General features: G+C 62.3%; 10 protein-coding genes, 1 tRNA gene and 1 pseudogene. 11 read left to right on the forward strand and 1 reads right to left on the reverse strand.

All coding sequences use genetic code 11. The features are described 5' to 3' along the window. The 10 genes and pseudogenes from WBB14_RS14820 to rpoC form a co-directional block, all read left to right on the forward strand. Window positions 1-127: pseudogene (locus tag WBB14_RS14820) on the forward strand (elongation factor Tu); the annotation flags it as partial. Window positions 128-270: 143 nt separating this feature from the next. Beyond that, a tRNA-Trp gene (locus WBB14_RS14825) sits at window positions 271-346 on the forward strand. Window positions 347-410: 64 nt separating this feature from the next. Next, window positions 411-791 (forward strand): preprotein translocase subunit SecE, encoded by a 381-nt coding sequence (secE, locus tag WBB14_RS14830; protein WP_424240503.1) that lies wholly within the window; start codon window positions 411-413, stop codon window positions 789-791. Between the two features lie 9 nt (window positions 792-800). Then, window positions 801-1,334 (forward strand): transcription termination/antitermination protein NusG, encoded by a 534-nt coding sequence (gene nusG / locus WBB14_RS14835; protein WP_424240504.1) that lies wholly within the window; start codon window positions 801-803, stop codon window positions 1,332-1,334. Window positions 1,335-1,399: 65 nt separating this feature from the next. Continuing rightward, complete coding sequence (gene rplK, locus WBB14_RS14840) at window positions 1,400-1,831, forward strand: 50S ribosomal protein L11 (RefSeq protein WP_006227005.1); 432 nt, start codon at window positions 1,400-1,402, stop codon at window positions 1,829-1,831. 2 nt (window positions 1,832-1,833) lie between these two features. Next, entirely contained in the window at window positions 1,834-2,532 is a 699-nt protein-coding gene (rplA, locus tag WBB14_RS14845) for a 50S ribosomal protein L1 (RefSeq protein ID WP_173144795.1), read from the forward strand. Between the two features lie 249 nt (window positions 2,533-2,781). Then, a complete protein-coding gene (gene rplJ, locus WBB14_RS14850) occupies window positions 2,782-3,306 on the forward strand; it encodes a 50S ribosomal protein L10 (protein ID WP_424240505.1) in 525 nt (174 codons plus the stop codon). 81 nt (window positions 3,307-3,387) lie between these two features. After that, entirely contained in the window at window positions 3,388-3,768 is a 381-nt protein-coding gene (gene rplL / locus WBB14_RS14855; protein WP_006216571.1) for a 50S ribosomal protein L7/L12, read from the forward strand. Between the two features lie 162 nt (window positions 3,769-3,930). Then, window positions 3,931-8,043 carry a DNA-directed RNA polymerase subunit beta gene (gene rpoB / locus WBB14_RS14860; RefSeq protein ID WP_424240506.1) on the forward strand — a complete coding sequence of 1,371 codons (4,113 nt, stop codon included), beginning with the start codon at window positions 3,931-3,933 and terminating at the stop codon, window positions 8,041-8,043. Further along, window positions 8,043-12,287 (forward strand): DNA-directed RNA polymerase subunit beta', encoded by a 4,245-nt coding sequence (gene rpoC / locus WBB14_RS14865; RefSeq protein ID WP_424240507.1) that lies wholly within the window; start codon window positions 8,043-8,045, stop codon window positions 12,285-12,287. The genes rpoB and rpoC overlap by 1 nt, the downstream gene beginning before the upstream one ends. 106 nt (window positions 12,288-12,393) lie before the next feature. On the opposite strand, the gene WBB14_RS14870 is transcribed toward rpoC, so the two are convergent. After that, entirely contained in the window at window positions 12,394-12,789 is a 396-nt protein-coding gene (locus WBB14_RS14870; protein WP_424240508.1) for a TssQ family T6SS-associated lipoprotein, read from the reverse strand. A 156-nt stretch (window positions 12,790-12,945) separates the two neighbouring features. Here WBB14_RS14870 and WBB14_RS14875 point away from each other — a divergent pair. Beyond that, a partial coding sequence (locus WBB14_RS14875; RefSeq protein WP_424240509.1) for a serine/threonine protein kinase occupies window positions 12,946-13,872 on the forward strand: 927 nt, incomplete at its 3' end.

The raw sequence follows: 13,872 nt of genomic DNA on the forward strand, positions 1-13,872 counted from the left end.
GGGCGACAACGTGGCCATGACGGTCAAGCTGTTGGCTCCGATCGCCATGGAAGAAGGCCTGCGTTTCGCCATCCGTGAAGGCGGTCGTACCGTCGGCGCCGGCGTCGTCGCCAAGATCCTGAAGTAAGCAATACCCGGATGGGTAGAGTGGGCTGAAAAGCCCCTCTATCCATCTTTGCTGTAAAAGTAGTATGATGTCTGGTTCCGCAACCTTGCGCGTAGCGTTGGGTGGGAAGTCAGTGAATGTGTAGTGCAAGCCAGTAGTGTTTTAGGGGCATAGCTCAATTGGCAGAGCGTCGGTCTCCAAAACCGAAGGTTGTAGGTTCGATTCCTACTGCCCCTGCCACCGCCAGGATAAACCCGCGGGAGATCATCGCGAGTTACGCATTCACGGCGGCTCGCGTCGCAATATGTCTAATACCAGCGTAGAAACCGTAACCAGTACCGCCGACCGGCTGAAGCTCGGGCTGGCGGTTCTTGTCGTTATTGCTGGCATCGTCGGGTTCTCCGTGCTCAGCGCGCAGCCGATGCCTGCACGTGTCGGCGTTTTCGTCGGCGGCCTCGTGATCGCAGCCGTGATCGCCTGGTTCAGCGAACCCGGCCGTCGCACCCTGAGCTTCGCCAGCGAGTCCTACAACGAAGTCAAGCGTGTTTCGTGGCCGACGCGCAAGGAAACGACCCAGATGACGGGTATCGTTTTCGCGTTTGTGGCGGTCATGGGCCTTTTCATGTGGGTGCTCGACAAGGGCATCGAATGGATTCTCTACGGCCTGCTGTTGGGCTGGAAATAAGGACGGCAAATGAGTAAGCGTTGGTATGTCGTCCATGTGTATTCCGGCATGGAGAAAAGCGTACACAAGGCCTTGAACGAGCGCATCGAGCGCGCGGGCCTGCAAACGTCTTTCGGCCGCATTCTTGTGCCCTCCGAGGAAGTCGTCGAGGTCAAGGGTGGCCAGAAGTCGATCACCGAGCGCCGCATTTTCCCCGGTTATGTCCTGGTTGAAATGGACCTGACCGACGAAACGTGGCACCTGGTCAAGAACACCAACCGCGTCACCGGCTTTTTGGGTGGCTCGGGTAACCGTCCGACCCCGATTTCCGAAAAGGAAGTCGAGAAGATCCTCTCCCAGATGGAAGAGGGTGTCGAGAAACCCCGCCCCAAGATCCTGTTCGAAGTGGGCGAGATGGTTCGGGTCAAGGAAGGTCCGTTTGCGGACTTCAACGGCAACGTCGAAGACGTCAATTACGAAAAGAGCAAGGTGCGCGTGTCGGTCACCATTTTTGGTCGCGCCACGCCTGTCGAACTCGATTTCAGTCAGGTCGAAAAGACCTAATCTCAACCCCCGGGGAGCTCCAGGCCTGAATGGCACGGAGCGATATCACCCGCAAGGAGCTAAGCATGGCGAAAAAGATCGTCGGCTTTATCAAGCTGCAAGTACCGGCTGGTAAGGCTAACCCCTCCCCCCCGATTGGCCCGGCACTGGGTCAACGCGGCCTGAACATCATGGAATTCTGCAAGGCGTTCAACGCCAAGACCCAAGGCATGGAGCCTGGTCTGCCGATTCCCGTGGTGATCACCGCCTTCGCGGACAAGAGCTTCACCTTCATCATGAAGACCCCGCCCGCGACGGTCCTCATCAAGAAGGCTGCTGGCGTGCAAAAGGGTTCGGCCAAGCCGCATACCGACAAGGTCGGCACGCTGACCCGCGCTCAAGCTGAAGAGATCGCCAAGGCCAAGGGCCCCGATCTGACCGCCGCTGATCTGGACGCCGCTGTGCGCACGATCGCTGGCAGCGCCCGCAGCATGGGCATCACGGTTGAGGGGATCTAATCATGGCAAAACTGTCCAAGCGCGCCGCCGCCATTGCGCAGAAGATCGACCGCACCAAGATGTACCCGGTCGCTGAAGCCCTGACCCTGGTCAAGGAAACCGCTGTCGCCAAGTTCAATGAATCCATTGACGTGGCCGTGCAGCTCGGCATCGACCCGAAGAAGTCGGACCAACTGGTTCGCGGTTCGGTCGTTCTGCCTGCCGGTACCGGCAAGTCGGTCCGCGTGGCCGTGTTCGCCCAAGGCGAAAAGGCTGAAGCCGCCAAGGCCGCCGGCGCCGACATCGTCGGTCTGGACGATCTGGCTGACCAGATCAAGGCCGGTCAGATGGACTTTGACGTGGTCATCGCCTCGCCCGACACGATGCGTGTCGTGGGCGCCCTGGGCCAGATCCTGGGCCCCCGTGGCCTGATGCCGAACCCGAAGGTCGGCACCGTGACCCCGGACGTCGCTACCGCTGTCAAGAACGCCAAGGCCGGTCAGGTTCAGTACCGCACCGACAAGGCTGGCATCATCCACGCAACGATCGGCCGCGCGTCGTTCGGCGTGGAACAGCTGCAAACCAACCTGGCCGCTCTGGTCGACGCCCTGCAAAAGGCTCGTCCCGCAGCTGCCAAGGGCATTTACCTGCGCAAGCTCGCCGTTTCGTCCACGATGGGCGGCGGTGCGCGCGTGGAAATTGCCTCGCTGTCGGCCAACTAAGCCGATAGCTGTAAACGTACTTTGGGCTGCATCCGGATTCCTCCGGATGTTGCTGTCAAAGACCGCTGGAGCAAGGTGGTTCAAGCTGTATCGAGCCACTCCGCTTAATCCCGCAGCCCGCAAGGTTCGGATCCAGCGTAGACGGCGTCCCCAGGAAGATTTCTTTACACGAAGAACTCGACCAGGCGCCGCATTCGGTTGACGCGCAAGGCTCAGGCCCCAGGCGTCTTTTGATGGAGTGTTCAAACCGTGAGTCTCAATCGTCAAGAGAAAGCGGTGGTAATCGAGGAAGTCTCGGCGGAAGTCGCCAAGGCCCAATCGATTGTTATCGCTGAGTACCGTGGTCTGGACGTCGCCTCTGTCACCGTACTGCGCAAAACTGCGCGTGAATCGGGCGTGTATCTGCGTGTTCTGAAGAACTCGCTGGCCCGTCGTGCTGTTGCCGGCACGGCTTTCGAGCCGTTGGCTGAGCAACTGACCGGTCCGCTGATCTATGGCATCAGCGCTGATCCGGTTTCGGCGGCCAAGGTTATCGCAGGTTTCGCGAAAAGCAACGACAAGCTGGTCATCAAGGCGGGCGCATTGCCCAACAACCTGCTGACCGAAGAGGGCGTGAAGGCTTTGGCCACCATGCCGTCCCGCGAAGAGTTGCTGTCGAAACTGCTTGGCACCATGCAAGCCCCCATCGCGCAATTCGTGCGTACGCTCAACGAAGTTCCGACCAAGTTCGCCCGTGGCCTCGCGGCCGTGCGCGACCAGAAGGCAGCGGCCTAATCGCCCTGCTGTCCGGAATTCGCTGAACGACGAAGCGACACCCAAACCCTGGCATTACCAAAATATTTGGAGTTCTGAAAAATGGCACTTAACAAAGCTGAAATCCTTGACGCCATCGCTGGCATGACCGTGCTCGAGCTGTCCGAGCTGATCAAGGAAATGGAAGAGAAGTTCGGCGTGTCGGCTGCTGCCGCTGCTGTCGCTGTCGCTGCTCCCGCCGCTGGTGGCGCTGCCGCCGCTGCTGAAGAGCAAACCGAGTTCAACGTCGTCCTGCTGGAAGCCGGCGCGAACAAGGTTAGCGTCATCAAGGCCGTGCGCGAGCTGACCGGTCTGGGTCTGAAGGAAGCCAAGGACCTGGTCGACGGCGCTCCGAAGCCCGTCAAGGAAGCTGTGGCCAAGGCTGACGCCGAAGCCGCCAAGAAGAAGCTGGAAGAAGCTGGCGCCAAGGTCGAAGTCAAGTAAGACCTGCGTCAACTTGCCCGGGGACAGCGCAGTTTGCAGTCCCCGGGCTTTTGCGTTTCCAGGAAACCCCTACTGGGGTCATGCCTTTTCAGAGGGGTTTCCTGGAGTCGTATCACCTGGGGCCGTGGTTGACGGCCCATGCAACCTCGAGTCGGAGTGCTCATGCCTTACTCGTACACCGAAAAAAAGCGCATCCGCAAAAGCTTCGCCAAGCGTGAAGACGTTCAAAACGTTCCCTTCCTGTTGGCGACACAGCTTCAATCCTACCTAACTTTCCTGCAGGCGGATACCGCCCCGTCCGATCGCGTAGCCGACGGTTTGCAGGCGGCGTTCTCGTCGATTTTCCCGATCGTTAGTCACAACGGTATGGCGCGCTTGGAGTTCGTGAGCTATGTGCTCGGCGAACCGGTGTTCGATGTCAAGGAATGTCAGCAACGTGGCCTGACCTATGCCTCGCCCCTGCGAGCCAAGGTCCGCCTGGTGCTGCTTGACCGCGAAGTCAGCAAGCCCACCGTGAAGGAAGTGAAGGAACAAGAAGTCTACATGGGCGAAATTCCGCTCATGACGGGCACGGGTTCCTTCGTCATCAACGGCACCGAGCGTGTCATCGTTTCGCAGCTGCACCGCTCGCCTGGCGTGTTCTTCGAGCACGACCGCGGCAAGACCCACAGCTCCGGCAAGCTCTTGTTCTCGGCCCGCGTGATTCCTTACCGCGGCTCGTGGCTGGACTTCGAATTCGACCCGAAGGACGTCCTGTTCTTCCGCGTCGACCGCCGCCGCAAGATGCCTGTCACGATCCTGTGCAAGGCCATCGGCATGACGCCGGAATCGATCCTGGCCAACTTCTTCGACTTCGACAACTTCGAATTGAAGAGCGAAGGCGCGATGATGGAATTCGTGCCCGAGCGTTGGAAGGGCGAAATGGCCCGTTTCGACATCTCGGACCGCGACGGCAAGGTCATTGTCGAAAAAGACAAGCGCATCAATGCCAAGCATCTGCGCGACCTGGCTGCCGGCGGCATCCAGCGCATCTCCGTGCCGGAAGACTTCCTGTACGGCCGCGTGCTGGCCAAGAACATCGTCGACCCGGACACCGGTGAAGTCATCGCCAACGCCAACGACGAAATCACGGAAAGCGTGTTGGGCGCCCTGCGCGCTGCCAACGTCTACGACATCCAGGCCCTCTACACGAACGACCTGGATCGCGGTCCGTACATCTCGCAAACGCTGCGCACCGATGAAACCGCCGACCAGATGGCTGCCCGCGTCGCCATCTACCGCATGATGCGCCCGGGCGAACCGCCCACCGAAGAAGCGGTGGAAGCGCTGTTCCAACGCCTGTTCTACAGCGAAGAAACGTACGATCTGTCGCGCGTCGGCCGCATGAAGGTCAACAGCCGTCTGGGCCGTGGTGAGGACATCACCGGTCCGATGACGCTGACCAACGAAGACATCCTTGAAACCATCAAGGTGCTGGTCGAGCTGCGCAACGGCCGTGGCCAGATCGACGACATCGATCACCTGGGCAACCGCCGCGTGCGTTGCGTCGGCGAACTGGCCGAAAACCAGTTCCGCGCCGGCCTGGTGCGCGTCGAGCGCGCCGTCAAGGAACGTCTGGGCCAGGCCGAGACGGAAAACCTGATGCCGCACGACCTGATCAACTCCAAGCCGATCTCGGCCGCCATCAAGGAGTTCTTCGGTTCGAGCCAGCTGTCGCAGTTCATGGACCAGACCAACCCGCTGTCGGAAATCACGCACAAGCGCCGTGTTTCCGCACTGGGCCCGGGCGGTCTGACCCGCGAGCGCGCCGGCTTCGAAGTCCGCGACGTGCACCCGACCCACTATGGCCGCGTCTGCCCGATCGAAACGCCGGAAGGCCCGAACATCGGCCTGATCAACTCCATGGCGCTGTACGCTCGCCTGAACGAGTACGGCTTCCTGGAAACGCCTTACCGCAAGATCATCGACGGCAAGGTCAGCGAGCAGATCGACTACCTGTCGGCCATCGAAGAAAGCCACTACGTCATCGCGCAGGCCAACGCCGCGCTCGACGAAGCGGGCCATTTCGTGGACGACCTGGTGGCTTGCCGCGAAGCTGGCGAAACCATGCTGACCGCTCCGGCCAACGTGCACTACATGGACGTTGCCCCGTCGCAGATCGTGTCGGTTGCGGCCTCGCTGATTCCGTTCCTGGAGCACGACGACGCGAACCGCGCGCTGATGGGCGCCAACATGCAACGTCAGGCCGTGCCTTGCCTGCGTCCGGAAAAGCCGGTCGTGGGTACGGGTATCGAACGCACCGTGGCCGTTGACTCGGGCACGACCGTGCAGGCGCTGCGTGGCGGCCTGGTCGACCACGTCGACGCCGAGCGCGTCGTGATCCGCGTGAATGATGAAGAAAACGTCGCCGGCGAAGTCGGTGTCGACATCTACAACCTGATCAAGTACACGCGTTCCAACCAGAACACGAACATCAACCAGCGTCCCATCGTCAAGCGTGGCGACAAGGTCGCCAAGGGTGACGTGCTGGCCGACGGCGCATCGACCGACCTGGGCGAACTCGCCCTGGGTCAGAACATGCTGATCGCGTTCATGCCGTGGAACGGCTACAACTTCGAAGACTCGATCCTGATCTCCGAAAAGGTTGTGGCCGATGACCGCTATACCTCGGTGCACATCGAGGAACTGACGGTCGTTGCCCGCGACACCAAGCTGGGTCCGGAAGAAATCACGCGCGACATCAGCAACCTGGCTGAGACGCAACTGAACCGCCTGGACGATTCGGGCATCACGTACATCGGCGCCGAAGTCAGCGCCGACGACGTGCTGGTCGGCAAGGTCACGCCCAAGGGCGAAACCCAGCTGACGCCGGAAGAAAAGCTGCTGCGCGCCATCTTCGGCGAAAAGGCCTCCGACGTTAAGGACACCTCGCTGCGCGTGCCCTCGGGCATGACCGGCACCGTGATCGACGTGCAAGTGTTCACGCGCGAAGGCATCGTGCGCGACAAGCGCGCCCAGTCCATCATCGACGATGAACTGCGCCGCTATCGCCAGGACCTGAACGACCAGCTGCGCATCGTTGAAAACGACCAGTTCGACCGTATCGAAAAGATGCTGGTCAACAAGGCCGTCAACGGCGGCCCGCGCAAGCTGGCCAAGGGCGCCACGATCACCAAGGCATACTTGGCTGATCTGGACCGCTGGCAGTGGTTCGACATCCGCCTGGCGGATGAGCCGCACGCTGTCGTGCTGGAGCAGGCCAAGGAATCGCTGGAGCAGAAGCGCCACCAGTTCGATCTGGCGTTCGAAGAAAAGCGCAAGAAGCTGACGCAAGGCGACGAACTGCCCCCGGGCGTGCTGAAGATGATCAAGGTCTACCTGGCCGTGAAGCGTCGTCTGCAGCCTGGCGACAAGATGGCAGGCCGTCACGGCAACAAGGGCGTGGTCTCGCGCATCACTCCGGTGGAAGACATGCCGCACATGGCTGACGGCACGCCGGCCGACATCGTTCTGAACCCGCTGGGCGTGCCCTCGCGGATGAACGTCGGCCAGGTGCTGGAAGTGCACTTGGGTTGGGCTGCCAAGGGCGTGGGCCATCGCATCGCCGACATGCTGCGCGACGAGCGCACCGCGCAGGTCAAGAACATCCGTGCGTACCTGGACAAGGTCTACAACACGACCGGCACCGGCGCCCGCATCGACGAGCTGACCGACGAAGAAGTCATGGAAATGGCCCAGAACCTCAAGAACGGCGTGCCGTTCGCGACGCCCGTCTTCGACGGCGCGACCGAAGAGGAAATCACCACGATGCTGGAGCTGGCCTATCCGGACGATGTCGCCAAGCGCATGGCGCTGACGCCGTCGCGTACGCAGGCATGGCTGTACGACGGCCGCACGGGCGAGCAGTTCGAGCGTCCCGTCACGGTCGGCTACATGCACTACCTGAAGCTGCACCACTTGGTCGACGACAAGATGCACGCGCGTTCGACTGGTCCGTACTCGCTCGTTACCCAGCAGCCTCTGGGCGGCAAGGCGCAGTTCGGCGGCCAGCGTTTCGGGGAAATGGAAGTGTGGGCGCTGGAAGCATACGGCGCCGCCTACACCCTGCAAGAAATGCTGACGGTGAAGTCGGACGACATCACCGGCCGTACCAAGGTATACGAAAACATCGTCAAGGGCGACCACGTCATCGACGCCGGCATGCCGGAATCGTTCAACGTGCTGGTCAAGGAAATCCGCTCGTTGGCCCTGGACATGGATTTGGAGCGTAACTAATGAAAGCGCTACTCGACCTCTTTAAGCAAGTCTCGCAAGACGAGCAGTTCGATGCCATCAAGATCGGCATCGCCTCGCCCGAGAAGATCCGTTCGTGGTCCTACGGCGAAGTTCGCAAGCCCGAGACCATCAACTACCGCACGTTCAAGCCCGAGCGCGACGGCCTGTTCTGCTCCAAGATCTTTGGCCCGATCAAAGACTACGAGTGCCTGTGCGGCAAGTACAAGCGCCTGAAGCATCGTGGCGTGATCTGCGAAAAGTGCGGCGTGGAAGTCACCGTCGCCAAGGTTCGCCGTGAACGCATGGGCCACATCGAGCTGGCCAGCCCCGTCGCGCACATCTGGTTCCTGAAGAGCCTGCCGTCGCGTCTGGGCATGGTGCTCGACATGACCCTGCGCGACATCGAACGCGTGCTGTACTTCGAAGCCTGGTGCGTGATCGAACCTGGCATGACGCCGCTCAAGCGCGGCCAGATCATGTCGGATGACGATTTCCTCGCCAAGACCGAAGAGTACGGCGACGACTTCCGTGCCCTGATGGGCGCGGAAGCCGTGCGCGAACTGCTGCGCACCATCGACATCGACCGCGAAGTGGAAACGCTGCGCGGCGAACTGAAGGCCACCAGTTCGGAAGCCAAGATCAAGAAGATCTCCAAGCGCCTGAAGGTGCTGGAAGGCTTCCAGAAGTCCGGCATCAAGGCCGAGTGGATGGTCATGGAAGTGCTGCCCGTGCTGCCGCCGGACCTGCGTCCGCTGGTGCCGCTGGACGGCGGCCGCTTCGCGACCTCCGACCTGAACGACCTGTACCGCCGCGTCATCAACCGCAACAACCGCTTGAAGCGCCTGCTGGAGCTGAAGGCTCCGGAAATCATCCTGCGCAACGAAAAGCGGATGCTGCAGGAAGCCGTCGACTCGCTGCTGGACAACGGTCGCCGCGGCAAGGCCATGACCGGCGCCAACAAGCGCCAGCTCAAGTCCCTGGCCGACATGATCAAGGGCAAGAGCGGTCGTTTCCGTCAGAACCTGCTGGGCAAGCGCGTCGACTACTCGGGCCGTTCGGTCATCGTGGTGGGCCCGCAGCTCAAGCTGCACCAGTGCGGCCTGCCCAAGCTGATGGCCCTGGAACTGTTCAAGCCGTTCATCTTCAATCGTCTGGAGATGATGGGCCTGGCTACGACCATCAAGGCTGCCAAGAAGCTGGTGGAAAGCCAGGAACCGGTGGTCTGGGACATCCTGGAAGAAGTCATCCGCGAACACCCGGTCATGCTGAACCGTGCGCCCACGCTGCACCGTTTGGGTATCCAGGCGTTCGAACCGGTCCTGATCGAAGGCAAGGCCATCCAGCTGCACCCGCTGGTTTGCGCGGCGTTCAACGCCGACTTCGACGGTGACCAGATGGCCGTCCACGTGCCGCTGTCGCTGGAAGCCCAGCTGGAAGCGCGCACGCTGATGCTGGCCTCCAACAACGTGCTGTTCCCGGCCAACGGCGAACCGTCGATCGTGCCGTCCCAGGACATCGTGCTGGGCCTGTACTACACGACGCGCGAGCGCATCAACGGCCGCGGCGAAGGCATCTTCTTCACCGACGTCGCTGAAGTGCAGCGCGCCTACGACAACGGCGAAGTCGAGCTGCAATCGCGCATCACCGTGCGCCTGAAGGAACACGAGCGCGACGAGGCTGGCGAATGGCAGCCGGTGATCCGCCGTCACGAGACGACGGTCGGCCGCGCGCTGCTGTCCGAAATCCTGCCCAAGGGCCTGCCCTTCACGGTGCTGAACAAGGCGCTGAAGAAGAAGGAAATCTCGCGCCTGATCAACCAGTCGTTCCGCCGTTGCGGCCTGCGCGACACCGTGATCTTCGCTGACAAGCTGATGCAGTCGGGCTTCCGCCTGGCCACGCGCGGCGGTATCTCCATCGCCATGGGCGACATGCTGATCCCGACCGCCAAGGAAGGCATCCTGGCCGAAGCCAGCCGCGAAGTGAAGGAAATCGACAAGCAGTACTCGTCGGGTCTGGTCACGTCGCAGGAACGCTACAACAACGTGGTGGACATCTGGGGCAAGGCCGGCGACAAGGTCGGCAAGGCGATGATGGAACAACTGGCCACCGAACCCGTGATCAACCGTCACGGCGAGGAAGTGCGCCAGGAATCGTTCAACTCCATCTACATGATGGCTGACTCGGGCGCCCGCGGTTCGGCCGCCCAGATCCGCCAGCTGGCCGGCATGCGCGGCCTGATGGCCAAGCCGGACGGCTCGATTATCGAAACGCCCATTACCGCGAACTTCCGTGAAGGCCTGAACGTACTCCAGTACTTCATCTCGACTCACGGCGCGCGTAAGGGTCTGGCCGATACGGCACTGAAGACCGCCAACTCGGGTTACCTGACCCGTCGTCTGGTCGACGTGACGCAAGACTTGGTGATCACCGAGGACGATTGCGGCACTTCGCAGGGCTACAACATGAAGGCCCTGGTCGAGGGCGGTGAAGTCATCGAGCCGCTGCGCGACCGGATCCTGGGTCGTGTTGCCGCCATCGACATCATCAACCCGGACACGCAGGAAACGGCCATCGTCGCCGGTACCCTGCTGGACGAAGATCTGGTCGACACCATCGACCGCATCGGCGTGGACGAAGTCAAGGTCCGCACTCCGCTGACGTGCGAAACGCGCCACGGTCTGTGCGCGCACTGCTATGGCCGCGATCTGGGTCGTGGCTCGCCGGTCAACCAGGGCGAAGCGGTTGGCGTCATCGCCGCCCAGTCCATTGGCGAACCGGGCACGCAGCTCACGATGCGTACGTTCCACATCGGTGGCGCGGCGTCGCGTTCGGCCCTGGCCAGCGCGGTGGAAACCAAGTCCAGCGGTAACGTCGGTTTTGCCAGCACGATGCGCTATGTCACGAACGCCAAGGGCGAACGCGTGGCGATCTCGCGCTCCGGCGAACTGGCGATCTTCGACGACAACGGCCGCGAACGCGAACGCCACAAGATCCCGTACGGCGCGACCGTGCTGGTGGGCGATGGCGAAGCCGTGAAGGCTGGCGCGCGTCTGGCGACGTGGGATCCGCTGACCCGTCCGATCGTGTCGGAATACGGCGGCGCCGTCCGCTTCGAGAACATCGAAGAAGGCGTGACCGTTGCCAAGCAGGTGGACGAAGTCACCGGCCTGTCGACGCTTGTCGTCATCACGCCGAAGACCCGTGGCGGCAAGATCGTCATGCGTCCGCAGATCAAGCTGGTCAACGAGAACGGCGAAGACGTCAAGATCGCCGGCACCGATCACTCGGTGAACATCTCGTTCCCGGTGGGCGCGCTGATTACCGTGCGCGACGGCCAGCAGGTTGCCGTGGGTGAAGTTCTGGCGCGTATTCCGCAAGAATCGCAAAAGACCCGCGACATTACCGGCGGTCTGCCGCGCGTGGCCGAGCTGTTCGAAGCCCGTTCGCCGAAGGACGCCGGCATGCTCGCCGACGTTACCGGCACGGTTTCGTTCGGTAAGGACACCAAGGGCAAGCAGCGTCTGGTCATCACCGACCTGGAAGGTGTGAGCCACGAGTTCCTGATTCCGAAGGAAAAGCAGGTTCTGGTGCACGACGGCCAGGTGGTGAACAAGGGCGAAATGATCGTGGACGGCCCGGCCGATCCCCACGACATCCTGCGCTTGCAAGGCATCGAGAAGCTGGCGACCTACATCGTCGACGAAGTGCAGGACGTGTACCGTCTGCAGGGCGTGAAGATCAACGACAAGCACATCGAAGTGATTGTTCGTCAGATGCTGCGTCGTGTGAACATCGTTGACGCGGGCGATACCGAGTTCATCCCGGGCGAGCAGGTCGAGCGCTCCGAGCTGTTGAATGCGAATGACCGCATGCAGGCTGAAGATCGTATCCCCGCCACGTATGACAACGTGCTGCTGGGTATCACGAAGGCCTCGCTGTCGACCGACTCGTTCATCTCGGCCGCATCGTTCCAGGAAACCACGCGTGTCCTGACCGAAGCCGCAATCATGGGCAAGCGCGACGATCTGCGTGGTTTGAAGGAAAACGTGATCGTCGGCCGCCTCATCCCGGCAGGGACGGGTCTGGCTTACCACCACGCACGCCGCGACAAGGAAGAGCTGGAGGCCGCGGAACGCGAAGCCGCCCGCCAGTTGGCCAACCCGTTCGAAGACTCGCCGGTTACGGTGGGCTCGGATGCGGAAACGCCGGCATCCGACCTCGGCGCCGAGGATTCCGCCGAGTAAGCGGAAACACCCGGCAGGGATGCCGCGCGCAGTCTGGCGCGGCATGCCCGGAATCAAAAAGGCCGCTGATGCGAATCAGCGGCCTTTTTTTTTAGCTCAAGCGCGATTACTTCGCGACCTGTGCCTGGGCATGGCGGAAGACCGGGCCCCACACGGGGTGGCCAGCTTCGTTCGGCGCCAGCTCGAAGGCGGGGTCCAGGGCCAGGATGCGGGCGAAGCTGTCTTCGCACAGCCGCGAATACTTGCTCACGCAGTAACTGAACGCCTGCAGCTTGTAGGCTTCGATGCGCACGGCCTTGGTGGAGGTGGCCAGGGCGTCGGAGGTGGCGACGCCGCGGATGACTTCTCCGTAGCGGCCAGCGCTGTATTTGTCGCGTACTTGCTGCAGTTGGTCCAAAGCTTCTGCGGTGGGCGGCGCTTCCGGCGGGTTCGACGTGACGCCGGCGCACCCCGCCAACAGGGCCGATAAGCCGAGCAGACTACTCAGAACGCGAATTTTCATGGCTTCCAAAGATGTAGAGGGGTTTAGCAGTACGCTATCGTGCCACAGCCTGATGCGCTCGGACATTTTCCGCAATGTCCTTGCGGTGCGGATTGGATAATATTCGCCTTATTCCATAGTTAATTCAGCTGTCGCGCGACAGCCCCAGTCCCGACCATGTCTTCTTCCGCCGGCCTCTTGACGCCGCGTGGCCCCTTTTCCGGCGCCGCGCCGCTTGCTCTGCGTCCGTTGAGCGCGATCGCCGCCAGCACGGCGGGGGGCGTGCCGGAAACCCGCATCAAGCGGCTTCTGTCCGATCTGCTGCCATCCTTGATGGCCTTGCATGCCCAAGCTGAAATCTGCGGCGATATTTCGCTGGATACGGTGGGCATGGACGAGAACGCCCGGGCCCATCTGGTGCCCGAACTGGTGGTGGCGCGTTCGCGCCGCGCCACCCGCACACCGACCCCCGGCTTTGCGCCGTTCGAGCTTTACTCCGATTCGGTGGAATGGCCTCGTGGCCCGTGGAGCGACATCTACGCCTTGTGCGCGGTGATGTACGCGCTGGTCATAGGCAGCAAGCCCGCGCCGGCGCCTGAGCGCCGCGCGGAGGATACGTACGAGCCGCTCGCCTCCCTGGGATTGACGAAGTACAGCCCCGATTTCCTGTCCGTGATCGATGCCGGCCTGGCCATGGCGCCTGCGGATCGGCCGCAGACGCTGGCCGATCTGGCCGGCATGCTGGGCATCGCAGCGCAGGCCGAGATGGCACCGGATCCGGTTGCTCCGGCGGTGGCGTCCCACGCGGCGCCGGCGGCGACCGCCACTGCGGCGCGCCAACCCGCGCGCGGGCGCCATCCCCTGCTGGTACTGCTGCTCATCGTGGCGTTGCTCGGTGCGGGCGTATACGCCTGGTTCGAGTCGGGAATGGGCGCGCCCAACGCGCTGATCACCCGGTCCGAAGTGGTTCAGCCGAACCCGCCGGCCGTGCATCCCATGCCGCCACCGTCGCCGACCGCGCCGGATGCTGCGTCCGGCGCGCCAGCAGCGCCACCCGAGCTTCGCACGCCGCAGGAATCCGCGCCCCTGACGCCGGCGCCGGGC

Source organism: Achromobacter sp. (assembly GCF_049647645.1).
In the GTDB taxonomy this organism is placed as follows: domain Bacteria; phylum Pseudomonadota; class Gammaproteobacteria; order Burkholderiales; family Burkholderiaceae_B; genus Achromobacter.